Annotated in this window: 26 protein-coding genes; 18 read left to right on the top strand and 8 right to left on the bottom strand. The window is 67.0% G+C overall.

Annotated elements, in window-relative coordinates:
• Window positions 1–22: 22 nt before the first annotated feature.
• The 14 genes from QGN31_RS09925 (at window position 23) to QGN31_RS09860 (ending at window position 11,726) form a co-directional block, all read left to right on the top strand.
• Window positions 23–1,435 (top strand): NAD(P)H-quinone dehydrogenase, encoded by a 1,413-nt coding sequence (locus QGN31_RS09925; protein ID WP_008258053.1) that lies wholly within the window; start codon window positions 23–25, stop codon window positions 1,433–1,435.
• Window positions 1,422–1,850: a DM13 domain-containing protein gene (locus tag QGN31_RS09920; protein WP_052322843.1), complete on the top strand. Its 429-nt coding sequence runs from the start codon at window positions 1,422–1,424 to the stop codon at window positions 1,848–1,850. The genes QGN31_RS09925 and QGN31_RS09920 overlap by 14 nt, the downstream gene beginning before the upstream one ends.
• 359 nt (window positions 1,851–2,209) lie before the next feature.
• Window positions 2,210–3,337 carry a transaldolase gene (gene tal / locus QGN31_RS09915; RefSeq protein WP_014385225.1) on the top strand — a complete coding sequence of 376 codons (1,128 nt, stop codon included), beginning with the start codon at window positions 2,210–2,212 and terminating at the stop codon, window positions 3,335–3,337.
• Window positions 3,334–3,933, top strand: coding sequence for a sulfite oxidase-like oxidoreductase (locus tag QGN31_RS09910; protein ID WP_008258058.1), 600 nt, complete (start codon window positions 3,334–3,336; stop codon window positions 3,931–3,933). The genes tal and QGN31_RS09910 overlap by 4 nt, the downstream gene beginning before the upstream one ends.
• A gap of 8 nt (window positions 3,934–3,941) precedes the next feature.
• Complete coding sequence (locus QGN31_RS09905) at window positions 3,942–4,682, top strand: ferredoxin reductase (protein WP_014942444.1); 741 nt, start codon at window positions 3,942–3,944, stop codon at window positions 4,680–4,682.
• A gap of 14 nt (window positions 4,683–4,696) precedes the next feature.
• On the top strand, window positions 4,697–4,972 hold the full coding sequence (locus QGN31_RS09900) for a DUF6510 family protein (RefSeq protein ID WP_014942445.1): 276 nt from the start codon (window positions 4,697–4,699) through the stop codon (window positions 4,970–4,972).
• Entirely contained in the window at window positions 4,972–5,622 is a 651-nt protein-coding gene (locus QGN31_RS09895; protein WP_014942446.1) for an RraA family protein, read from the top strand. The genes QGN31_RS09900 and QGN31_RS09895 overlap by 1 nt, the downstream gene beginning before the upstream one ends.
• 58 nt (window positions 5,623–5,680) lie before the next feature.
• Entirely contained in the window at window positions 5,681–6,271 is a 591-nt protein-coding gene (locus QGN31_RS09890) for a GNAT family N-acetyltransferase (protein ID WP_014385229.1), read from the top strand.
• A 133-nt stretch (window positions 6,272–6,404) separates the two neighbouring features.
• Complete coding sequence (locus tag QGN31_RS09885; protein WP_014942447.1) at window positions 6,405–6,920, top strand: YkgB family protein; 516 nt, start codon at window positions 6,405–6,407, stop codon at window positions 6,918–6,920.
• A 171-nt stretch (window positions 6,921–7,091) separates the two neighbouring features.
• Window positions 7,092–7,862: an SDR family NAD(P)-dependent oxidoreductase gene (locus QGN31_RS09880; protein ID WP_014385231.1), complete on the top strand. Its 771-nt coding sequence runs from the start codon at window positions 7,092–7,094 to the stop codon at window positions 7,860–7,862.
• A 34-nt stretch (window positions 7,863–7,896) separates the two neighbouring features.
• Complete coding sequence (msrB, locus tag QGN31_RS09875) at window positions 7,897–8,391, top strand: peptide-methionine (R)-S-oxide reductase MsrB (protein WP_014385232.1); 495 nt, start codon at window positions 7,897–7,899, stop codon at window positions 8,389–8,391.
• Window positions 8,388–8,936: a peptide-methionine (S)-S-oxide reductase MsrA gene (msrA, locus tag QGN31_RS09870; protein WP_041297910.1), complete on the top strand. Its 549-nt coding sequence runs from the start codon at window positions 8,388–8,390 to the stop codon at window positions 8,934–8,936. The genes msrB and msrA overlap by 4 nt, the downstream gene beginning before the upstream one ends.
• Window positions 8,937–9,006: 70 nt before the next feature.
• Entirely contained in the window at window positions 9,007–10,713 is a 1,707-nt protein-coding gene (gene ctaD / locus QGN31_RS09865; protein ID WP_043955081.1) for an aa3-type cytochrome oxidase subunit I, read from the top strand.
• Between the two features lie 62 nt (window positions 10,714–10,775).
• Window positions 10,776–11,726 carry an NAD(P)/FAD-dependent oxidoreductase gene (locus tag QGN31_RS09860; protein ID WP_014942449.1) on the top strand — a complete coding sequence of 317 codons (951 nt, stop codon included), beginning with the start codon at window positions 10,776–10,778 and terminating at the stop codon, window positions 11,724–11,726.
• A 15-nt stretch (window positions 11,727–11,741) separates the two neighbouring features.
• On the opposite strand, the gene QGN31_RS09855 is transcribed toward QGN31_RS09860, so the two are convergent.
• On the bottom strand, window positions 11,742–12,203 hold the full coding sequence (locus QGN31_RS09855) for a hypothetical protein (protein WP_014711995.1): 462 nt from the start codon (window positions 12,201–12,203) through the stop codon (window positions 11,742–11,744).
• A 97-nt stretch (window positions 12,204–12,300) separates the two neighbouring features.
• On the opposite strand from QGN31_RS09855, the gene QGN31_RS09850 reads away from it, so the two are divergent.
• Window positions 12,301–12,834, top strand: coding sequence for a DUF421 domain-containing protein (locus QGN31_RS09850; protein WP_014385236.1), 534 nt, complete (start codon window positions 12,301–12,303; stop codon window positions 12,832–12,834).
• Here the strand turns inward: QGN31_RS09850 and QGN31_RS09845 are convergent.
• Genes QGN31_RS09845 through QGN31_RS09815 form a run of 7 tightly spaced genes read right to left on the bottom strand, consistent with a single transcriptional unit; the run spans window position 12,824 to window position 19,136 of the window.
• On the bottom strand, window positions 12,824–13,171 hold the full coding sequence (locus QGN31_RS09845; RefSeq protein WP_008258091.1) for a metal-sulfur cluster assembly factor: 348 nt from the start codon (window positions 13,169–13,171) through the stop codon (window positions 12,824–12,826). The two genes, QGN31_RS09850 and QGN31_RS09845, sit on opposite strands and share 11 nt — an antisense overlap.
• The gene (gene sufU / locus QGN31_RS09840) at window positions 13,146–13,646 is read right to left on the bottom strand and encodes a Fe-S cluster assembly sulfur transfer protein SufU (protein ID WP_009955750.1); all 501 of its coding nucleotides are present in this window, start codon (window positions 13,644–13,646) and stop codon (window positions 13,146–13,148) included. Before sufU ends, QGN31_RS09845 begins: the two co-directional genes overlap by 26 nt.
• A complete protein-coding gene (locus QGN31_RS09835; RefSeq protein ID WP_014385238.1) occupies window positions 13,643–14,959 on the bottom strand; it encodes a cysteine desulfurase in 1,317 nt (438 codons plus the stop codon). The genes sufU and QGN31_RS09835 overlap by 4 nt, the downstream gene beginning before the upstream one ends.
• Window position 14,960: 1 nt before the next feature.
• Window positions 14,961–15,734 carry a Fe-S cluster assembly ATPase SufC gene (sufC, locus tag QGN31_RS09830; protein WP_009955752.1) on the bottom strand — a complete coding sequence of 258 codons (774 nt, stop codon included), beginning with the start codon at window positions 15,732–15,734 and terminating at the stop codon, window positions 14,961–14,963.
• Window positions 15,734–16,918, bottom strand: a complete 1,185-nt coding sequence (sufD, locus tag QGN31_RS09825) for a Fe-S cluster assembly protein SufD (RefSeq protein ID WP_009955753.1) — start codon at window positions 16,916–16,918, stop codon at window positions 15,734–15,736. The genes sufC and sufD overlap by 1 nt, the downstream gene beginning before the upstream one ends.
• The gene (sufB, locus tag QGN31_RS09820; protein ID WP_009955754.1) at window positions 16,918–18,366 is read right to left on the bottom strand and encodes a Fe-S cluster assembly protein SufB; all 1,449 of its coding nucleotides are present in this window, start codon (window positions 18,364–18,366) and stop codon (window positions 16,918–16,920) included. The genes sufD and sufB overlap by 1 nt, the downstream gene beginning before the upstream one ends.
• Entirely contained in the window at window positions 18,363–19,136 is a 774-nt protein-coding gene (locus tag QGN31_RS09815) for a helix-turn-helix transcriptional regulator (RefSeq protein WP_009955755.1), read from the bottom strand. The genes sufB and QGN31_RS09815 overlap by 4 nt, the downstream gene beginning before the upstream one ends.
• A 96-nt stretch (window positions 19,137–19,232) precedes the next feature.
• Between QGN31_RS09815 and mptB the strand changes: the two genes are divergently transcribed.
• From mptB to QGN31_RS09800, 3 genes are all read left to right on the top strand, one after another.
• On the top strand, window positions 19,233–20,936 hold the full coding sequence (gene mptB, locus QGN31_RS09810; RefSeq protein WP_014942450.1) for a polyprenol phosphomannose-dependent alpha 1,6 mannosyltransferase MptB: 1,704 nt from the start codon (window positions 19,233–19,235) through the stop codon (window positions 20,934–20,936).
• A gap of 61 nt (window positions 20,937–20,997) precedes the next feature.
• On the top strand, window positions 20,998–21,933 hold the full coding sequence (locus QGN31_RS09805) for an ABC transporter ATP-binding protein (protein WP_041785083.1): 936 nt from the start codon (window positions 20,998–21,000) through the stop codon (window positions 21,931–21,933).
• Window positions 21,930–22,706, top strand: a complete 777-nt coding sequence (locus QGN31_RS09800) for an ABC transporter permease (protein WP_014385241.1) — start codon at window positions 21,930–21,932, stop codon at window positions 22,704–22,706. Before QGN31_RS09805 ends, QGN31_RS09800 begins: the two co-directional genes overlap by 4 nt.
• Window positions 22,707–22,749 lie beyond the last annotated feature (43 nt).

Below are 22,749 nucleotides of genomic sequence, written 5' to 3'. Positions count from 1 at the left end.
GCCGGATGGTGAGGTTCGAGCTGTGCCGACCCGCATTGTGATCCTCGGCGGGGGCCCGGCCGGTTACGAGGCGGCACTGGTCGCCGCCGCCCGAGGGCCTGAGGTGGCACGGGTGAGCATCGTGGACGCCGACGGTATCGGCGGTGCGGCCGTGCTGTGCGACTGCGTGCCGTCAAAGACGTTCATCGCCTCCACCGGGCTGCGCACCGAACTGCGCCGGGCGCCTCTGAGCTTGGACATCGGTATCGCCGACGCGGAGATCTCGTTGCCCGAAATCCACCAGCGGGTCAAGACATTGGCGGCCGCCCAGTCCGCCGACATCACCGCCGACCTGCTCAGCATGGGCGTCGAGCTGATCGCCGGTCGCGGTGAGCTGATCGACGCGACTCCCGGGCTGGCGCGCCACTGCGTCAAGGTGACCAAGCCCGACGGCACCGCGATGGTGCGAGATGCCGACGTCGTATTGGTCGCGACCGGCGCCAGCCCGCGAATCCTGCCCTCGGCGCAGCCCGACGACGAGCGCATCGTGACCTGGCGCCAGCTTTACGACCTGACCGCGCTGCCCGAGCACCTCATCGTCGTCGGCTCGGGCGTCACCGGCGCCGAGTTCGCCAACGCGTACGCCGAACTCGGTGCCGCGGTGACCGTCGTGGCCAGCCGGGACCGGGTGCTGCCCTACGAGGATGCCGACGCCGCATGGGTACTGGAGGAATCGTTTGCCGAACGCGGCGTCAAACTCGTCAAAAACGCACGCGCGCAATCGGTTGTCCGCACCGAGGGCGGAGTCGTGGTGACGATGACCGACGGCCGCACCGTTGAGGGCAGCCACGCCCTGATGACGATCGGATCGACCCCCAACACCGACGGCCTGGGCCTGGAGCGGGTGGGCATCGAGCTGGGGCGCGGCAACCACCTGACCGTAGACCGGGTGTCACGGACGTCGGTTCCCGGGATCTATGCCGCCGGGGATTGCACCGGCCTGTTGCCGTTGGCCTCGGTCGCCGCGATGCAGGGCCGGATCGCGATGTATCACGCGCTGGGCGAGGCGGTTAGTCCGATCCGGCTGCGCACCGTCGCGGCCACGGTATTCACGCGTCCCGAGATCGCCGCGGTCGGCGTGCCGCAGACGGCGATCGACGACGGCTCGGTGCCGGCCCGGACCATCATGCTGCCACTCGAAACCAATGCGCGCGCCAAGATGTCGGAGCTGCGTCATGGCTTCGTCAAACTCTTCTGCCAACAGGCCACCGGCGTCGTGATCGGCGGTGTGGTGGTCTCCCCGATCGCCTCGGAGCTGATCCTGCCGATCGCTGTGGCCGTGCAGAATCGCATCACGGTCGACGGGCTGGCGCAGACGCTCGCGATCTACCCGTCGCTGTCCGGCTCGATCACCGAGGCGGCCAGGCGGCTGATAGCGCACGATGATCTGGACTGACGCCGCACAGTGGTTGGCGCCGCGGCCCGTGGCCCGGGCGACCCTTGTCCTGGGCGCACTGCCTGCCGCCGTGTGGTGGCTGGCACCGTGGAAGTTGTTGATCAAGACCACAATCGATGAGATGCCGCCGCCAGGAGCTCAGACCACCCAGTTAGGAGAATTCACCAGCCACATCCACCCAACCAGCGGTGCTGCGCGGCTGGCGACCTTGCCCGACGGGTCACGGATTCTGCGGCTGGACAATCTCCATGCCACGTTGGGTCCGCAGCTGCGCGTCTGGCTGAGTGACACACGAGTAGCCATGTCGACACCGCCGGGCAGCGTCATTCTGTGGTGCGCCCGCTTCGGTGTGTCCTTTGGCGCCGCGGAGCTGCGATTCGTGCCGCAATCACTGGACACACCCTTGAGGGTCTAACCGTCCGTCCAGCTGAGCATTATCACCCGGGTGAGTGGTGCTGGAGGGTGATGACGGCTTGGCCGGGTCCGGGCCACGCTCAGAACACCACCCGGCAGGTGCCCATACACAACCTGGCCATCGACCGGGCGGGAATGAGTTCCGCAGCAACGGGCTTGCACGCGCAGTCGTGCAACAACGCTCCTATGAAGGCCTGGTAACGGAGGATCTGTGACGCAAACAGCGCGCCGCATTAGCTTGACGACGCGGGACCGGCGGATGCTGGCCGGCGCGTACTGGCCGGTCGTCGCGTTCGCCGCCGCGCTCCTCACCGCACGAACAGCGCGTAGCCGCCGACATCGGCAGGAGGCCGCAGACAAATGACGCAAGACCCAACCCTGACCGCGCTTTCGGCGGCGGGGGTCTCGGTTTGGTTGGACGACCTGTCCCGCGACCGTCTGGTATCCGGCAACCTGCAGAGGCTGATCGACACCAGAAGCGTAGTCGGCGTCACCACCAATCCCTCGATCTTCCAGCGGGCGATCTCACATGGCCATGCCTACGATCGGCAGATCACCGAACTGGCCGAAGGCGGCGCCGACGCCGAATCGGCGATCCGCACCGTCATCACCGACGACGTCCGGCAAGCGTGCGACGTCCTGCGCCCGCAGTGGGAAGCCTCCGGTGGCGTCGACGGACGGGTATCCATCGAGGTGGACCCGAGGGCAGCCCACGACGCCGACAAGACGGTCAGTCAAGCCGTCGAGTTGTGGAAGATCGTCGATCGGCCGAATCTGTTCATCAAGATCCCCGCGACGTCGGCCGGTATGTCCGCGATCACCGCCACTGTGGCCGAGGGCATTTCAGTCAACGTGACCCTCATCTTCTCGGTCGAGCGCCATCGTGCGGTGATGAACGCCTACCTGGCCGGGCTGGAGGCGGCGCAGCGCGCCGGCAAAGACCTCACCCAAATCCATTCCGTGGCATCCCTGTTCGTCTCCCGCATCGACACCGAGATCGACCAGCGGCTGGAGACGATCGGCACCGAGGCAGCCATGGAACTGCGCGGACGTGCCGGAATCGCCACCGCCCGGCTCGCTTATGCCGCATACCAGGAGGTGTTCCAAGCCGGACACCGCTACGCCGCGCTCGGCTACGACGGCGCCCATGTGCAGCGCCCGCTGTGGGCCTCCACCGGGGTGAAAAACCCCGCCTATCCCGACACCATGTACATCACCGAGCTGGTCGCACCACACACTGTCAGCACCATCCCGGAAAAAACCTTGGAGGCACTTGCCGATCATGGCGTGATCAGCGGCGACTCCATCACCGGGACGGCCGCCGACGCCCGAGCCGTGCTCGACAACATCAGCGCAGCCGGCGTGGAACTCAAGGACGTTGTGAGGACGCTCGAAGATGACGGCGTCGCCAAATTCGTAGCATCCTGGCGGCAACTGCTCGGGTCCTATCCCGCTCCCCCAAATCTGCTGCCAAAAGGACACCAATGACTGTCGTCAACAAGGGCTTTCGCGGGCGTCGCGCCGAGTCGGTCGTCGAGTTGCCGCCCGGTCAGCATCTGACCGCGGACTTCCCCGTGCTGCAGGCGGGACCGACTCCGCGCATCGACCTCGATCGCTGGCGGTTCACAATCCGCGACGAGCATGGCACCGAACGCGTGTGGACCTGGGCCCAGTTGAGGCAATTGCCCAGCGAGCGGCCCACCGTCGACATCCACTGCGTCACCACGTGGTCCAAGCTGAACACCATGTGGGAGGGCGTAGCTGTGGACACTCTTTTCGAAGGGATCGACACGGCCGCCGAATTCGCACTGGTCGGTTGCTACGGCGGTTATACCACCAACCTCCCGCTGCGCGACCTTCTCGGCGGCAGGGCGTGGATCGTCTACGCCTACGACGGCGCCCCGCTCAGCCCGGTGCACGGCGGCCCGGCACGGCTGCTGGTGCCGCACCTCTATTTCTGGAAGTCCGCGAAGTGGGTGAGATCCATTGAGTTGCGCGACAGCGACATACCGGGCTTCTGGGAAGGGTTGGGCTACCACAACTACGGGGACCCGTGGCGAGAACAACGCTACGCCGGGGATTGACGGCGACTGTGGATGTCGACGTGAAACCGGCGCTACGGTGGCGGGTCGCGCGTGTCGTGAATTCTCACCCCGAGACCGATTCGGCGCGCACGATCCGGCTGACCGTGCCCGGCTGGGGCGGCCACCTGGCCGGCCAGCACATCGATCTCAAATTGACCGCCGAGGACGGGTACAGCGCGCAACGCAGCTACTCACTGAGCAGACCGGCCGACGGTGAGCACATCGAACTCACCGTGCAGCGGATCTCCGACGGAGAGGTCTCGCCGTATCTCCTCGGACTCGCTGCCGGCGACGAGATCGAATTGCGCGGCCCCATCGGTGGCTGGTTCGTCTGGCGCCCCGACGAGGAGGGTCAGGTTCTACTCGTCGGCGGCGGATCGGGAATCGTGCCGTTGATGGCGATGCTGCGACAGCGGCTAGTGGTGGGCAGCGCCCACTTTCGGCTGATCTATTCGGTGCGCAGTCCTACCGATGTGTACTACGCCCAAGAGTTGGCGCGGCTCGAGCGTGAATGTGATTGGCTTGAGGTCACACGGGTCTACACCCGCTCGGCCGCGCCACACACCACGCGGCCGTCCGGCCGGGTGCGTGCCGCTGACTTCGCGCCGACCCGCTGGGCACCCCGCAACGAGTTGCGCATCTATGTGTGCGGCCCAACGGGATTCGTGGAATCGGTGACCGCAATGCTGATCGAGCAGGGACATCAGCCGTCAGCCATCCGGACCGAGCGGTTTGGGCCGAGCAACTAATCCAGAAGCGAGGAATGATGACCGAACCGACACACGTCGACGGCAACGCGGCCGCGGGCGCCTTCGCGGAAGTGCTGGGATTCGACGTCACCACCGCAACGCTGACCTGCGGGAAATGTTGTCGTAACACCGCCTTCGCCGAGAGCCACGTCTACCACCGCGGCCCCGGCATCGTGGTGCGCTGCCCGGGCTGCGACGACGTCCTGGCCCGACTCGTGCAAACGAGCACGGACACCTGGCTCGACTTCCGTGGCGCCCAGTCCTGGCGTATCGCGACCCCGGACCGCTGATGCAATCCCTCGACGTACTCGCCGGTCGCGTGCGCACCGCCGACATCGTGGACGCCATGGGGCGCCGGCACCGACACCGTTGTCACCTCCTCGACCTGGTGAGCCCGACACCCGGCCGCCGTCTCTTCGGTCCCGCCGTGACCATCTCCTACTTCCCGACGTGCCGGGTCGCCCTCCCTCCCGAGCGCTACAACTTCAAGAGGTTGTTCTACGACGCCATCGAAAGCGGCGCCGACGGGCGCGTGCTCGTCCTGGCCAGCAATGGCTGCAGCGACGCGTCGCTGGGCGGCGGGACAAAGCTGTCGCGTGTCCATAACCATCGGCTCGCCGGCATTCTCGCGGACGGGAAGCTGCGCGACTTCGCCGAGCTGGCGCACTACGACCTCGCCGTCTATTGCCGCGGCGAGACAACGCGGTCGGGCGGCGACATCGTCACCCCGTACGAGGCGAACCGTCCGGTGGTGATCGCGGGGGTGGCGGTCCGTCCCGGCGACTACGTCTTCGCCGACGCCTCGGGCGCCGCGGTCATACCCGCCGGCGACGTGCGCGCGGTGATGCGCGCCGCCAAAAAGGTCGCACTGGAGGACGCGGAGACCATCGTGGCCATCAGGGCCGAGACGCCAAACACACTGGGAACCAACGAGAACTGACGGATCGGACCGCGCCCACAACGTTTGGGCACTACACACGACAACGCTAGGGGCGGGAATGGTTGAGCATCATCACGTCGACTGGGACGCGGACACGCGGCGCATCGAGACACCCCGGCTGGTGTTGCGGCCGTGGGAACTCGATGACGCTCTCGCCGCATATGCGATCTACGGTGCGCCCGAAGTGGCGCGTTGGCTGTGCCCGGCCTTGCCCCCCATCCCCGACGCGATGGTGATGCGACACGTCCTGGCGGCATGGATCGCCGAAAGCGACCCGACCGGGCTGCCGCTGGGCCGGTGGGCGATCACCGACAACACCGCGGGAGACGTAATCGGGGGCGTTGCCCTGCTTCCGCTGCCGCCGGGCGGCACGGATCTGGAAATCGGGTGGCAGCTGTCTCCGAACGCTTGGGGCTACGGTTACGGCGCGGAAGCCGGTCACGCGGTTGCCCATCAGGCATTCGAAAACCCCGGTATCAGTGAGGTCTTCGCAGTCGTGCGACCGGAGAATCGCCGTGGTGTGGCTACCGCCCGGCGAGTGGGGATGGAGTGGGTCGGCGAGACCGACAAGTACTACAACCTCACGCTACAGGTCTACCGTTTGACCAAGGCCGATCTCGACCTGCCGGAGCCGGCTTGTGCGCACTGAACGGCATGCCCCGCAACGGCTTACCGTCGTCTCACCCGGGTGAATTGCATCCGGGGATGAGGACAACTCACCCCATGCGCGTAGATAGTGGTCGCTGATCTGAGCCGCGACCGACACACAGAACGGAGACCGCATGTCGCAGAGTGAGGCCACCGCCATGATGACTGCTGGGCCAGGAAAGTCTCGAATAAACGTCATCGCGCCCCTCGTCGCACGTTACGGTTTGGCTGTAGTCCTGGCCTGGTTCGGCGCCATGAAATTCACTTACTATGAGTCCCACGGCATTTCGCATTGGGTGGCCAACAGCCCCTTCTTGAGTTGGGTCTACGAAATCATGTCCATCGACGCCTTTGGCCGATTGAACGGAACGGTAGAATTGGTCACGGCGGCGCTCTTGGCCCTCAAGCCCTGGTCTCCGAAAGCTGCCGTGGTGGGCGGGATAGTCGCCTCTCTGTTCTTCGTCACCACGCTGAGTTTCATGATCACGACGCCCGGGGTCGGCGAGGCGTCTGCGGGTGGGTTTCCCATTCTGTCCGCCGATGGCGAATTCTTGATGAAGGACATCGCGCTCATCGGCTTAGCGCTCTGGCTGTTGGTGGACGCTATCGACGCAACCCGCGAACAGCCGGTCGTCGCCAAATCGCAGTGACTCTCCCCGCCGACGAAGTTGCCCGGGACAAGGACTCGCGCCCAACTCCGCATCAAATCACCCGGGTGAACAGACGGCTGGGGTGATGCCGGCTCAGTCCGCGACGTTGCAGTCTCGTTAGACGGCGGCCCAGCGGGGAGCCGTCAAAGACAACCACGAAGGGGACCGAACATGCATTTTGACGGCAAGAAGGTCATCGTTGTCGGCGGCAGTGCCGGCATGGGTCGGCAGGTCGCTCTCGATGTCGTCGACCATGGCGGCAGCGCGGTGATCATCGGACGTTCGAAGGACCGTGTCGATGACACCGTCGCTGAGCTGACGAACCGGCGTCGCCACGCCTGGGGCATCGCCGCCGAACTGACTGATCGCGCTGCCGTCGCGGATGTACAGCGGGCGCTGTCCGAGCAGCACGACGACGCGACCTTGCTGGTCAACGCGGCGGGATTCTTCATCCCCAGGCCGTTTCTCGAGTACGACCAGCAGTTCTATGACTCCTACATGGAGCTCAACTACGCGCTGTTCTTCCTGACACAGACCGTCGTTGCGGGCATGATCGCCAATGGCGAGGGCGGTTCCATCGTCAACATCGGCAGCATGTGGGCACATCAGGCCATCGGTTTGACACCATCGTCTGCGTATTCGATGCAAAAGGCCGGCCTGCACGCCCTTACCCACAATCTGGCCATCGAGCTTGCGGAGCACAAGATTCGCGTCAACGCGGTGGCGCCGGCGGTTGTCAAGACCCCGCTGTATGAGGGCTTTATCCCGAAGGACGAAATCGACGCCACGCTAGACACTTTCGCGCCGCTTCACCCGCTGGGACGAGTCGGCACCCCCGTCGACGTCGCCAACGCCGTCACCTATCTGCTTTCCGAACAGGCCAGCTGGGTCACCGGCGCGATCCTCAACGTCGACGGCGGCATCATGGCCGGCCGCAACTAATCGGACAACCGAGCACACTCACCAAGGAGCATCCGTGTCACACGAATACACCAAGAACCCGGCGGCGGTCGACGCGCTGAGTCCCGAGCAGTACCACGTTACCCAGGAGAGCGGGACCGAGCGTCCATTCTCCGGCGAATACTGGGCCAACAAGGAACCCGGTATCTACGTCGACATCGTCTCCGGTGAGCCGCTGTTCGCATCGGTCGACAAATTTGAGAGCGGCACCGGCTGGCCCAGCTTCACCCAGCCGATCGACGCGGACAACGTCGTCGAGAAGAGCGACCGCAGCCACTTCATGGAACGCACCGAGGTTCGTTCGGCGCACGGCGACAGCCACCTCGGGCACGTCTTCAGCGACGGCCCCCGGGATAAAGGCGGCCTGCGCTACTGCATCAACTCGGCGTCGCTGCGTTTCATTCACCGCGACAACCTCGAGGCCGAAGGTTACGGGCGATACCTGAGCCTGTTCTCCGACGCGGCTGCGGAGCGACGCGGCGGCGCACCCGTGAGCGAGCAGCGGTCATGACACACAAGGTTGCCGTCCTGGCGGGTGGATGCTTTTGGGGCATGCAGGATCTGATCCGCAAGCAGCCCGGTGTGGTGTCCACGCGGGTCGGCTACACCGGCGGCCAGAACGCGCACCCCACCTATCGCAACCATCCCGGGCATGCCGAAGCGATCGAGATCACCTACGACCCCGACCGGACCGATTATCGGACGCTGCTGGAGTTCTTCTTCCAGATCCACGACCCGACCACCAAGAACCGCCAGGGCAACGACGTCGGGACCAGCTACCGCTCAGCGATCTTCTATCTGGACGACGAACAGAAGCGGATCGCGCTCGACACCATCGCCGACGTCGACGAGTCGGGACTGTGGCCCGGCGCGGTGGTCACGGAAGTGGCTCCGGCCGGCGAGTTCTGGGAGGCGGAGCCCGAGCACCAGGACTACCTCGAGCGGTATCCGTCGGGCTATACGTGCCACTACGTCCGGCCAGGATGGAAGCTGCCCCACCGCAGCGGCTTTCGCGATGCCAAGTCGCCGTCGGCGCACGCGAACCGCGATGGGTGATCGCGGTCGTCCGGCGCCGAGGCCGTTGACCGCCGGCGGGAGACGGATCCAGCATTAGGAGACCAATCTGATGTCCGCCTACGCACCCCCGGTGGGTGAGCTGCGCGCCCACCGGGCCTTTCCGGCGCGCGTCGGGCCCAAGGGCAACCTGATCTACCGCCTGATCACCACGACCGATCACAAGCTGATCGGGATCATGTACATCGTCGCCTGCTTCGCCTTCTTCTTCGTCGGCGGGCTGATGGCTCTGTTCATCCGTACCGAGCTGGCCGCACCGGGGCTGCAGTTCTTGTCGAACGAGCAGTACAACCAGCTGTTCACCATGCACGGCACGGTGATGCTGCTGTTTTATGCCACTCCGATCGTGTTCGGGTTCGCCAACCTCGTGCTGCCCTTGCAGATCGGCGCCCCCGATGTCGCCTTCCCACGGCTCAACGCATTGTCGTTCTGGCTCTTCATGTTTGGTGCTCTCATCGCGCTGGCGGGATTCATCACCCCGGGCGGCGCCGCGGATTTCGGCTGGACGGCTTACACGCCGCTTTCCAACGAGGTCCATTCCCCGGGCGCCGGAGGCGACCTGTGGATCCTGGGGCTGATTGTCGGCGGCCTGGGCACCATCCTGGGCGGGGTGAACATGATCACCACGGTGGTCTGCCTGCGCGCACCGGGTATGACGATGTTCCGCTTGCCGGTATTCACCTGGAACATCCTTGTCACGAGCATCATGGTGATAGTCGCTTTCCCGTTGCTGACGGCCGCGCTGTTCGGCGCGGCCGCCGACCGCCACCTCGGCGCGCACATCTTCGACGCGTCCAACGGCGGAGTCCTGCTGTGGCAGCACCTGTTCTGGTTCTTCGGCCACCCCGAGGTCTACATCATCGCGCTGCCGTTCTTCGGCATCATCACCGAGGTCGTGCCGGTGTTTTCCCGCAAGCCCCTGTTCGGCTACTCCACGATGGTGTACGCCACCATCAGCATCGGGGCGCTGTCGATCGCGGTGTGGGCGCATCATCTCTACGCCACCGGTGCGGTGCTGCTGCCGTTCTTCTCGTTCACGACGTTCTTGATCGCGGTCCCCACCGGGATCAAGTTCGTCAACTGGATCGGCACCATGTGGAGGGGCCAGCTGACCTTCGAGACCCCGATGCTGTTCGCGATGGGCTTCCTGGTCACGTTCCTGCTGGGCGGGTTGTCCGGGGTGCTGCTGGCCAGCCCTCCGATCGACTTCCACGTCACCGACACGTATTTCGTGGTCGCCCACTTCCACTACGTGTTGTTCGGCACGATCGTGTTCGCCACCTATGCCGGGGTGTACTTCTGGTTCCCGAAGATGACCGGGCGGCTGCTCGACGAGCGGTTCGGCAAGCTTCATTTCTGGCTGACGCTGGTCGGCTTTCATACGACGTTCCTGGTGCAGCACTGGCTGGGCAGCATGGGCATGCCGCGCCGGTACTCCGACTATCTGCCCACCGACGGCTTCCAGCCGCTCAACATCGTCTCGACGATCGGGGCGTTCATCCTCGGCTTCTCGATGCTGCCGTTCGTGTGGAATGTGTTCAAGAGCTGGCGGTACGGCGAACCGGTCACCGTCGACGATCCATGGGGACACGGCAACTCGCTGGAATGGGCCACCTCGAGCCCGCCGCCACGACACAACTTCACCGAACTCCCCCGGATCCGCTCCGAGCGGCCCGCCTTCGAACTTCACTACCCGCACATGGTCGACCGATTGCGCGCTGAATCCCACGTGCGATACGGGAGTGCGGATGCGCGGTGAGCGCGACGCCGGAGTCGTTGTCGCTCAAACCGTTTAGCACGTTTGTCCCGTCCGCTCCCGCAGTGCCGGCGCCGGCCCGCATCCATGACGTCGTCATCGTCGGATCGGGCCCGGCGGGGTACACCGCAGGCATCTATGCGGCGCGAGCGCAGCTCGACACGGTGCTGATCGAAGGGACTTCGCGTGGCGGGGCGCTGATGACCACCACGGTCGTCGAGAACTATCCCGGCTTCCGCGAGGGCACCAGCGGGCCACTTCTCGTAGGGGACATGTGTGCCCAGGCCAAACGGTTCGGCGCCCAGCTGCACCCCGACGACGTCGATGATTTCCGGCTAGACGGTGACGTCAAGACCGTGGCGGCAGCCGGAAGGGTCTGGCGTTCCCGCGCCGTCATCCTCGCCATGGGTTCGGTCCCGCGGGCGCTTGGCATCCCCGGCGAGAAGAGGCTACGGGGCCGAGGCGTCAGTACCACCGCCAAGGGTGCGGGGTTGATGTTGCGCGACAAGGATGTCGCCGTCGTCGGCGGAGGGGACGCCGCCATGGAGGAGGCGCTCTTCCTGACGGGGATCGCGCGCAGCATCACCATCGTTCATCACCGCGATACCTTCCGCGCATCGCCGCTCACCACCGCCCGGGTGCGCGCACACGACAAGGTCACCGTTCTCACCAACACCTCGGTCCTCGCCGTCCGAGGGCGGCGGTGGGTGACCGGCCTGCGGCTGCGACAGCACGTAGGCGGCGCCGAGCGCGATCTGCCGGTTTCCGCGGTGATCGTGGCCGTCGGGCACGGCCCCCGCTCGGAGCTGCTCGCGGGCATCGTCGATCTCGATCCCCACGGGTATGTCCTCACGCGAGAAGGGACCAGCCACACCTCGGTCGACGGCGTATTCGCCGCCGGCGACCTGGTTGACCGCCGCTACCGGCAGGCCATCACCGCGGCCGCCAGCGGTTGCGCATGCTCCCTCGACGCCGAACGCTGGTTAGCGAAATCTGCTCTGAGACAGGGCCGATGACCACCGTCGGCCTGGCTAGAGCATCACCACGACCTGCAGAATATCGGCGGCAGATCGGATCGGTCTATCGCAGGACGGGCATCGAGCGACGCGCCGGGACAGCCGCCGCGCGAGACTCGCGGGGTGTAGCTCCCGTGCGGTGCACTCGGCCGTGTACTCCAACGCATCGAGATGGTCCGCGCACACGAAACCGCAGGCATTGCCATCCTCGTCACAATCGTCGCGTTTGCAGTAACCGACCATGTGAAACTCCACATACGCCGCCGCCGGGCGCGCACACCGAAAACCGTTGTCGAGGAACGCCAGCTGACACTGTGGCGAGAAATCGAGATGTTCGATGCCGCAGGGAGTGGCGATCGGGCTGTGCGTCCGAACCGGGGAGTTCGTGATCGCGGCGGTGGATCTCGGCGCGACATCCTGGGCCTCCGCAGGTCTGCTCATACAGTGAGCGTGACGCGCGGCGGGGTTAACCGTCATCACCCCTACCGTTCATTCACCCGGGTGATTGGCGGTGAAGGGTGATGACAGTTCACAACGGTTGGGGCCAGGCTCACTACCTGGAACGGAGGCACGCGTGGACCGGATATTTCATGCCCTGATCGGCGACTCGGCCGGTGTCACCGGTGCCGCCATCAAATCCTCGACGCTGTTCCTCACCGCCGCGGTCCTGTTTCGCTTCACGGAGCGGCGCACCCTCGCCGAATTCGCGCCCTTCGACTGGATCGCCGCGGTCGCCGCGGGCGCCATCGTCGGCAGGGCCGCCACCGCCAGCGACGCGTCGTGGCTCAGCGCAACCACGGCGCTGATCTGCCTCCTGGTCACCCACGCAGTGTTGGCACGATTGCGCTTCATCCCGGGGGTTCGACGGTTCATCGATCCACCGCTGAAAGTGCTGATCCGCGACGGGAAGATAGACCGACGCAATCTGCGCCAATGCGGGTTGACCGCAGCCGACCTCGAGGCCGTGTTACGCCTGCACGGCCACCCCAACGCCGACTGCATCAATCTCGCGATCTTCGAGGCCAAAGGCGCCATTTCCGTTCTGCGCAAAGACGATGACTGCAGAGCGGCGCGAGATTCGAGTCGATACCGAAGTTCTAGACCGTGAAGCCAAGGGCGCGCAGTTGCTCGCGCCCGTCGTCGGTGATCTTGTCCGGGCCCCATGGCGGGTTCCACACCCAGTTGATCTTCAGCTCGTCGACCAAGCCGGCGCCGACGAGCGCGCTGCGCGACTGGTCCTCGATGACGTCCTGCAACGGGCAGGCCGCCGAGGTGAGCGTCATGTCGATCAATGCCACCGGGCCCATCTCGCCGTGCTCGACCTCCAAGCCGTACACCAGGCCCAAATCCATGACGTTGATGCCTAGTTCGGGGTCGACGACGTCATGCATCGCTTCCTCGACATCGGCGAGCAACTCGTCATGCGGTGTGGTGGTCTCGCTCATCTGTAACCTCCTCGAGGGCTGGTTCTTGTCGTGAGTAAGCCTGTGCCAGCGCGTCTTTGCACGCCATCCACCCCAGCAGCGCGCATTTCACCCTGGCGGGGTATTTGGCCACCCCGGCGAACGCGACCCCGTCGCCGAGCACGTCCTCGTCGCCCTCGATGGTGCCGCGGGAGGACACCATCTCGGTGAACGCGGTGATGGTCTTGAGGGCATCGCCGACACTTTGACCGATCACCTGCTGGGTGAGGACCGAGGTGGCCGCCTGGCTGATCGAGCAGCCCTGCCCGTCGTACGACACGTCGGCGACGGTTTCGCCGTCGTCGGACAGCGCGACGCGCAGGGTGACCTCGTCACCGCAGACCGGGTTGACGTGGAACACCTCGGCGCCGAACGGCTCCCGCAGCCCGCGGTGCTGCGGGTGCTTGTAGTGATCGAGGATCACGTCCTGATACATCTGTTCGAGGCGCAAGGTCATTGTCTCCCAACCCATGGCGACGACCCGCTGCGCCCGGCTTCGCCGCGCTTGCGATCGCCGACGAAGAAATCCAGCGCGCGGCGCACGCCCGCCACCAACCGTTCGACCTCCTCGGCGGTGTTGTACACCGCGAAGGACGCCCGGGCCGTGGCCGCCAGCCCGAACCGGCGATGCAGCGGCAGCGCGCAGTGGTGCCCCACGCGCACCGCGACGCCGTCGTCGTCGAGGACCTGCCCGACGTCGTGCGCGTGCACGCCTTCGACGACGAATGACACCGGGGAGCCGCGGTTTTCCAGTGCGGTGGGCCCGATGATCCGCACGCCCTCGATCCCGGACAGGCCCTCGAGGGCGGCGGCGACCAGCCCGCGTTCGTGCGCCTCGACGGCGTCCATGCCGATGCCGTCGAGATAGCGGGCGGCCGCGGCCAGCCCGACCACCTGGGACGTCATCGGGGTGCCGGCCTCGAAACGCTGCGGGGGCGCGGCGTAGGTGGAGGCGTCCATGGCGACGTTCTCGATCATGGAGCCGCCGGTGAGGAATGGCGGCATCGCCGACAACAACTCCCCGCGTCCGTACAGCACGCCGATCCCGTTGGGACCCAGCATTTTATGGCCGGAGAAGGCGGCGAAGTCGACGTCGAGCGCGTGGAAGTCGACCGGGCGGTGCGGCACCGACTGGCAGGAGTCCAGCACGGTGAGAGCGCCGACGGCTTTGGCGCGGGAGACCAGTTCGCCCACCGGCGCGAGCGCGCCGGTGACATTGGAATGGTGGCTGAAGGCAACGACTTTGACCCGCTCGTCGAGCTCCAGCGAGTCCAGGTCGATGCGGCCCTCGTCGGAGATGCCGTACCAGCGCAGCGTGGCACCGGTGCGGCGGGCAAGCTCCTGCCAGGGGACCAGGTTGGCGTGGTGCTCGAGCTCGGTGGTGACGATGACGTCGCCGGGGCCGACGGCACGCTCGAACCGGTTGTCGCCCAGCACATAGGAGACCAGGTTGAGCGCCTCGGTGGCGTTCTTGGTGAAGATCAGCTCCTGCGCGTCGGCGCCGACAAACGCCGCGATGTCGGCGCGGCCCTGCTCGTAGGCGTCGGTGGCCTCCTCCATCAGCTGGTGCGCACCACGATGCACGCCCCCGTTGGACGTCAGCAGAAACTCGCGCTCGGCGTCGAGCACCTGCAGCGGACGCTGCGCCGTCGCCCCGGAGTCCAGATACGCCAACTGATTTCCGCCGCGCATGACGCGCTTGAGGATCGGGAAGTCGGCGCGGATCGCCGCGAGATCGAGAGCGGAAGCCGCCGCATCACGCCGAGTCATGTCAGGCCTTCGCAGACGCCGCCTGCACGAAGCGCTCGTAGCCGTGCTCCTCGAGCTGGTCGGCCAATTCCGGGCCGCCGGCTTCGACGATGCGCCCGCCGACGAACACGTGGACGAACTGCGGCTGGATGTAGCGCAGGATGCGGGTGTAGTGCGTGATCAGCAGAACGCCGCCATGCTCGGCTTCGGCGTAGCGATTCACACCCTCACTGACCACCCGCAGCGCGTCGACGTCCAGGCCGGAGTCGGTCTCGTCCAGGATGGCGATCTTGGGCTTGAGCAGCGACAGCTGAAGAATCTCGTGGCGCTTCTTCTCACCGCCGGAAAAGCCTTCGTTCACACTGCGTTCGGAGAACGCCGGGTCGATTCCCAGGTCGTCCATCGCGGCCTTGACTTCCTTGACCCAGTGCCGCAGCTTCGGCGCCTCACCGCGCACGGCGGTGGCGGCCGAGCGCAGGAAGTTCGACATGGACACCCCGGTGACCTCGATCGGGTACTGCATCGCGAGGAACAGGCCGGCCCGGGCGCGTTCGTCGACGCTCATCGCCAGCACGTCCTGGCCGTCCAGCGTGATCGATCCGGAAGTCACCTCGTACTTCGGGTGCCCGGCGATGGCGTAGGACAGGGTGGACTTGCCGGATCCGTTGGGACCCATCAGCGCGTGCGTCTCCCCCGAGGACACCGTGAGGTCGACGCCCTTGAGGATTCCGATGGCGTCGGCCTCGTTGGTGCGCGCGACGCTGACGTGTAAGTCCTTGATTTCGAGCGTGGTCATCAGTTCTTGTTTCCTTCGGTCAGCTCAAGCTCGTGTTCGATGGCCTCGGTCAGGCGCTCGCGCACGGCGGGCACGGCGATCTTCTGGATGATCTCGGCGAAGAAGCCGCGCACGATCAATCGGCGGGCCTGGTCTTCGGGGATGCCGCGGGCCCGTAGGTAGAACACCTGCTCGTCGTCGAATCGCCCTGTGGCACTCGCGTGTCCGGCGCCGACGATCTCACCGGTCTCGATCTCGAGGTTGGGCACCGAATCGGCGCGGGCACCGTCGGTGAGGATCAGATTGCGGTTGGTTTCGAAGGTGTCGGTGCCGGTCGCCTCGGCGCGGATCAGCACGTCGCCGACCCAGACGGCGTGTGCGTCCGGACGGTCGGATTCCGGATCCGCTTGCAGCGCACCCTTGTACAGCACGTCCGAGCGGCAATTGGGGTGAGCGTGGTCGACGAGCAGCCGGGATTCGATGTGCTGGCCGTCATCGGCGAAGTAGGTGCCGAGCAGTTGAGCGTCGCCGCCGGCGGCGGTGAACCGCACCGTCGTCGAGGTGCGCACCAGGTCTCCCCCGAGCGTCACGTTGACGTGGCCGAGCACCGAATCCTTGCCCAGCCGTGCGTGATGCGCGCTGACGTTGACCATGTCGTCCGCCCAGTCGGCGATCCAGATCACCCCGAGCGCCGCCGAGTCTGAAACAATGATCTCGACGTTGTCGGCGTACGTTCCACTGCCGCGCAGGTCGACGACCACGATGGCCCGCGCGAGTTCCTCGACGCGGATCTGCAGATGCCCGTAGGCGACCGCGCCCTCGCCCGGCCCGTCCACCACGATCTCGATGGGCTTGGCGACCTCGGTGTCACGCGCCACGGTCACCACCGTCGCGGAGTTGAACGACGAGAAGGCCTGAGCCGCAACGCGATCGGCGGGAACGCCGCCTTGGCCCAGCCGCTCGTCGCCCCGGCGGACGACTTCGGTGCGCACACCCGGCTGTTCGGTGACGGTGATCTGCGCCTTGCCGGTGGCATGCGCCGATCCGTCGTGCAGGCCGCGCAGCCGGCGCAACGGGGTGAAGCGCCAGATTTCGTCGCGGCCGTGCGGGACCTCGAACGCGTCCACGTCGAAGGAGGAGAACAGCTCCCCCTTGTTCAGCGCGGTAAGCGACGACCCCTCGACCGCTTCGGTCAGATTCGTCACTAGCCGACCGCGCCTTCCATCTGGAGCTCGATCAGGCGGTTGAGCTCCAGCGCGTACTCCATCGGCAGCTCTTTGGCGATCGGCTCGACGAAGCCGCGCACCACCATCGCCATCGCCTCGTCCTCGGTCAGGCCGCGGCTCATCAGGTAGAAGAGCTGGTCCTCGCTGACCTTGGACACGGTGGCCTCGTGCCCCATCGTGACGTCGTCCTCGCGGATGTCGACATACGGATAGGTGTCGCTGCGGCTGATCGTATCGACCAGCAGCGCATCGCATTTCACGCTGGAGCGTGATCCGTGGGCGCCCTTGTTCACCTGCACCAGGCCGCGATACGAGGCGCGGCCCCCGCCGCGCGCCACCGACTTGGACACGATGTTGCTCGACGTGTTGGGCGCCAGGTGCAGCATCTTGGCGCCGGTGTCCTGGTGCTGGTCTTCGCCGGCGAAGGCCACCGAGAGCACCTCGCCCTTGGCGTACTCGCCGGTCATCCAGACCGCCGGGTACTTCATGGTGACCTTGGATCCGATGTTGCCGTCGACCCACTCCATCGTCGCGCCGGCCTCGGCGCGGGCGCGCTTGGTGACCAGGTTGTAGACGTTGTTCGACCAGTTCTGAATCGTCGTGTAGCGAACGCGCGCATTGGGTTTCACGATGATCTCGACGACGGCCGAGTGCAGCGAGTCCGATTTGTAGATCGGCGCGGTGCAGCCCTCGACGTAGTGCACGTACGAACCCTCGTCGGCGATGATCAGCGTCCGCTCGAACTGGCCCATGTTCTCGGTGTTGATCCGGAAGTAGGCCTGCAGCGGGATGTCGACGTGCACGCCCGGTGGGACGTAGATGAACGAGCCGCCGCTCCACACCGCGGTGTTGAGCGCGGAGAACTTGTTGTCCCCGGCCGGGATCACGGTGCCGAAGTACTCCTGGAAGATCTCGGGGTGCTCGCGCAGGCCGGTGTCGGTGTCGACGAAGATGACGCCCTGGGCCTCGAGGTCCTCGCGGATCTGGTGGTAGACCACCTCGGACTCGTACTGCGCCGCCACGCCACCCACCAGGCGCTGCTTCTCCGCCTCGGGGATGCCCAGCCGGTCGTAGGTGTTGCGGATGTCCTCGGGCAGGTCATCCCAGGTCGCCGCCTGCTTTTCGGTGGAGCGCACGAAGTACTTGATGTTCTCGAAGTCGATGCCCTCCAGGTTCGAGCCCCACGTCGGCATCGGCTTGCGCTCGAAGATGCGCAGCGCCTTGAGCCGCGCCTGCAGCATCCACTCGGGCTCGCTCTTCTTCTCGGAGATGTCGCGGACCACCGCCTCGGACAGCCCGCGCTGGGCGCTGGCGCCCGCGACGTCGGAGTCGGCCCAGCCGTAGCCGTACCGCCCCAGGGAGGCGATCGCCTCTTCCTGGGTCAGCGGCGCGGTAGCCGTCTTGCTGGCCTCGGGTGTGAGTGTCATCGAGACGCTCCTTTGATGCTCGTGGTGTCGGTCATGTGGCGCGGGCTGGGCGCCGTACTTGAAGCCTTGCTCTGCGTCAGCGGGACGTGCGTGGTGCAGGCGCAGTCGCCGTTGACGATGGTCGCCAACCGCTGGACATGGGTGCCCAGCACCTCGGCCATCGCCTGCTGTTCGGCCTCGCACAGCTCGGGGAATTCCTCGGCGACATGCGAGACCGGGCAGTGGTGCTGGCAGATCTGCACGCCGTGAATCGGCCCGCCGACCTGGGTGGTGCTGGCAACATAGCCGGCCTTGGTCAGCGCGGTGGCGATCCGTTCGGCGGCCGCCTCGACGTCGTCGTCCGCCGCGCTGTCAGCCGCGGTGACCTCGGTCAAGATGGCGTCGATCCGTTGCCGGGCGAACGCCTGAACCGCCTCTTCGCCGCCGATCTCGCGAAGCTGCCGCATGGCCGCCGCCGCCAGGTCGTCGTAGGCGTGGTCGAGCTTGGCCCGACCGCCGGCGGTCAACCGGTAGCGCTTCGCGGGACGCCCGCGCCCCGCCTGCTGCCATGCCGCGGGGGCCGTGGCCTCGGCATCGCCCGCCTCGATCAGGGCGTCGAGGTGCCGGCGCACACCGGCGGCCGCCAGGCCCAGCCGGTCACCGATCTCGCCCGCGGTGATCGTTCCGGATTCCAGCAGCAGGCGCACGATGGCGCGGCGGGTGTGACGATCCGAGCTCGCAGCGCCGACGTCGGGCGCGGCGACGCCATCGGGGCTGGTTCGGATTTTCACAACACCAGTGTGACGCAATTCCGACGATCGGTCTAGCAAGGGTCCCCTGTCCTGGCGTTGCGCTGGTCACACCGCCGGACGGCTACGCTGCTGAAGATGTCAGCCCGCCACCACACGCTGAGCTCGTCGATCGCGAGTCTGCACGGCGACGAGCAGGCGGTGGGTACGCCGCTGAACGATACCGAGCTGACCTCGCTCCGCCGCATCCGCCTGTTCGGCGCCAGCGGCACGATGCTGATGGCGATCGGCGCGCTGGGCGCCGGGGCGCGGCCCGTCGTGCAGGACCCGACGTTCGGGGTGCGGCTGCTCAACCTGCCGTCGCGCATCCAGACCGTGTCGTTGACGATGACGACCACGGGCGCGGTCATGATGGCGCTGGCCTGGCTGATGCTCGGCCGGTTCGCGCTGGGCAACCGGCGGATGTCGCGCGGTGACCTGGACCGCACCCTGCTGCTGTGGGTGCTGCCGCTGCTGATCGCCCCACCGATGTACAGCAAGGACGTCTACTCCTATCTGGCGCAGAGCCAGATCTCCCTGGAGGGACTCGACCCGTACCGGGTCGGCCCGGCCTCCGGGCTGGGCCTGTCCCACATCTTCACCCTGTCCGTGCCGACGCTGTGGCGCGAGACGCCCGCGCCCTACGGCCCTCTGTTTCTGTGGATGGGGCGCGGCATTTCGGCGATCACCGGGGAGAACATCGTCGCGGCCGTGCTGTGCCACCGGCTCGTCGAGCTGCTCGGCGTCGCACTGATCGTGTGGGCGACGCCCCGGCTGGCCCGGCGCTGCGGCGTCGCCGAGGTCAGCGCGCTGTGGCTGGGCGCGGCCAATCCGCTGCTGATCATGCATCTGGTGGCCGGCGTGCACAACGAGGCGCTGATGCTGGGCCTGATGCTGGCGGGCGCCGAATTCGCGCTGCGCGGTGTCGACACCCCGCGCCTGCTGCCGCGCTCCCTCAAGCCGGGTCCCGACTGGGAACCGCTGGGCATGCTGGTGGCCGGCGCCGTCCTGATCACGCTGTCGTCGCAGGTGAAGCTGCCGTCGCTGCTGGCGCTGGGCTTCGTCACGATGGCCCTGGCCTACCGGCGGGGAGGAAACCTGCGCGCCCTGCTGTTGACCGGCGGCGGCATGGCGGCCCTGTCGCTGGCGGTGATGGCCGTCGTGGGCTGGGCCAGCGGCCTGGGCTTCGGCTGGATCTACACGCTGGGCACCGCGAACGTGGTGCGCAGCTGGATGTCGCCCCCGACGCTGCTGGCGCTCGGCACCGGGCAGGTGGGCATCTTGCTGGGCCTGGGCGATCACACCACCGCGGTGTTGGGACTGACCCGTGCGATCGGTGTGCTGATCATCACGGTCATGGTGGCGTGGCTGCTGCTGGCCGTCTTCCGCGGCCGGTTGCACCCGATCGGCGGCCTCGGCGTCGCGCTGGGCATCTGCGTGCTGCTGTTCCCGGTCGTGCAGCCCTGGTATCTGCTGTGGGCGATCATCCCGCTGGCCTGCTGGGCCACCCGCACCGGCTTCCGGGTGGCGGCGATCGTCATCAGCCTCGTCGTCGGCATCTTCGGCCCGACCGCCAACGGCGACCGGTTCGCACTGTTCCAGATCGTGGACGCCACGCTGGCCAGCACCGTCATCGTGGTGCTGCTCATCGCGCTGACCTACACCCGGTTGCCCTGGCGGCCCCTGCCGGTGTCGGCCCGGGAAACCGACCGTCGACCGGCCGCCGACCCGTCATCGCCCGCGCAACCTGCCCCGACCCCGCGGCCGACGCCGACCCATGACGCCTACGCTGATTCCACGTGAGCCGCGCCGACGACCCAGCCGTGCGCCGCATGAGCGGCGCCTATGAGGAGGAGCGGCGCTCGTGAGTCCCGACGTTCCTGACACGGTCGTGCGACTGCGCGGCGTGAACAAGCACTACGGATCCACCACAGCGGTCTCCGACCTCGACCTGGAAGTGCACGCCGCCGAGGTGCTGGCCCTGCTCGGGCCCAACGGCGCCGGTAAGACCACGACGGTCGAGATGTGCGAGGGCTTCGTGCGCCCGGACGCCGGCACCATCGAGGTGCTCGGCCTGGACCCGATCGCCGACAACGCGCGGCTGCGGGCGCGCATCGGCGTGATGCTGCAGGGCGGCGGCGGCTACCCGGCGGCCCGCGCCGGCGAGATGCTCGACCTGGTGGCCGCCTACGCGGCCGATCCGCTGGACCCGGCCTGGCTGCTGGACATCCTGGGCCTCACCGACGCCGCGCGCACCACCTACCGGCGGCTCTCCGGCGGCCAGCAGCAACGGCTCGCGCTGGCGTGCGCGCTGGTCGGCCGGCCCGAATTGGTGTTCCTCGACGAGCCCACGGCGGGCATGGACGCCCACGCGCGGCTGCTGGTGTGGGAGCTGATCGACGCGCTGCGCCGCGACGGCGTGACGGTGGTGCTGACGACCCACCAGCTCAAAGAAGCCGAGGAGCTCGCCGACCGGATCGTCATCATCGACCGCGGGGCGACGGTGGCCTCGGGCACGCCCACCGAGCTCATGCGCAGCGGCGCCAAGGACCAGTTGCGGTTCAGCGCGCCGCCCCGGCTCGACCTGTCCCTGTTGACCGCGGCGCTGCCCGAGGACTACAAGGCCACCGAGGTGACGCCGGGCGAATACCTCGTCGAGGGCCCGGTCGACCCGCAGGTGCTGGCGACGGTCACGGCGTGGTGTGCCCGGATCGACGTGCTGGCCACCGACATGCGCGTCGAGCAACGCAGCCTTGAGGACGTGTTCCTCGACCTCACCGGCAGGAAGTTGCGGCCATGAGCGAATCACCTTTCCCCGCAGGCACTTTCGCCCCCGACCCGCGCCCCAGCGCGGTGCCCAAGATGCTGGCCGCGCAGTTCGGTCTGGAGCTCAAGCTGCTGCTGCGCAACGGCGAACAACTGCTGCTGACCATGTTCATCCCGATCACGCTGCTGGTCGGGCTCACGCTGCTTCCGCTCGGCTCGTTCGGCCAGCACCGCGCCGCCACGTTCACCCCGGTCATCATGGCGCTGGCGGTGATCTCGACCGCGTTCACCGGGCAGGCGATCGCGGTCGCCTTCGATCGCCGCTACGGCGCGCTCAAGCGGCTCGGGGCCACCCCGCTGCCGGTGTGGGGCATCATCGCGGGCAAGTCCCTGGCCGTCGTCACGGTGGTGTTCTTGCAGGCAATCCTGTTGGGCGCCATCGGTTTTGCGCTGGGTTGGCGACCCGCGTTGCTCGCGTTGGCGTTGGGCGCGGGGGTCATCGCGCTGGGCACCGTGGTGTTCGCGGCCCTCGGCCTGCTGCTCGGCGGGACGCTGCGGGCCGAGATCGTGCTCGCGGTCGCCAACCTGATGTGGTTCGTCTTCGCCGGCCTGGGCGCGCTGACCGTGGAAACCGACATCATCCCGACGGGTGTGAAATGGGCGGCCCGGCTGACCCCGTCGGGCGCGCTGACCGAGGCGCTGTCGCAGGCGATGACCATGTCGGTGGACTGGTTCGGGGTGATCGTCCTGGCGGCCTGGGGCACGCTGGCCGCGCTGAGCGCGCTGCGCTGGTTCCGGTTCACCTGACGACCGCTCGGCGACCCAGGGCGTACTACAGCATGTAGTTTTC

Source organism: Mycobacterium sp. 2-64, from assembly GCF_035918375.1.
Taxonomy (GTDB): domain Bacteria; phylum Actinomycetota; class Actinomycetes; order Mycobacteriales; family Mycobacteriaceae; genus Mycobacterium; species Mycobacterium intracellulare.
This window is presented reverse-complemented; position numbering and strand designations above follow the sequence as displayed.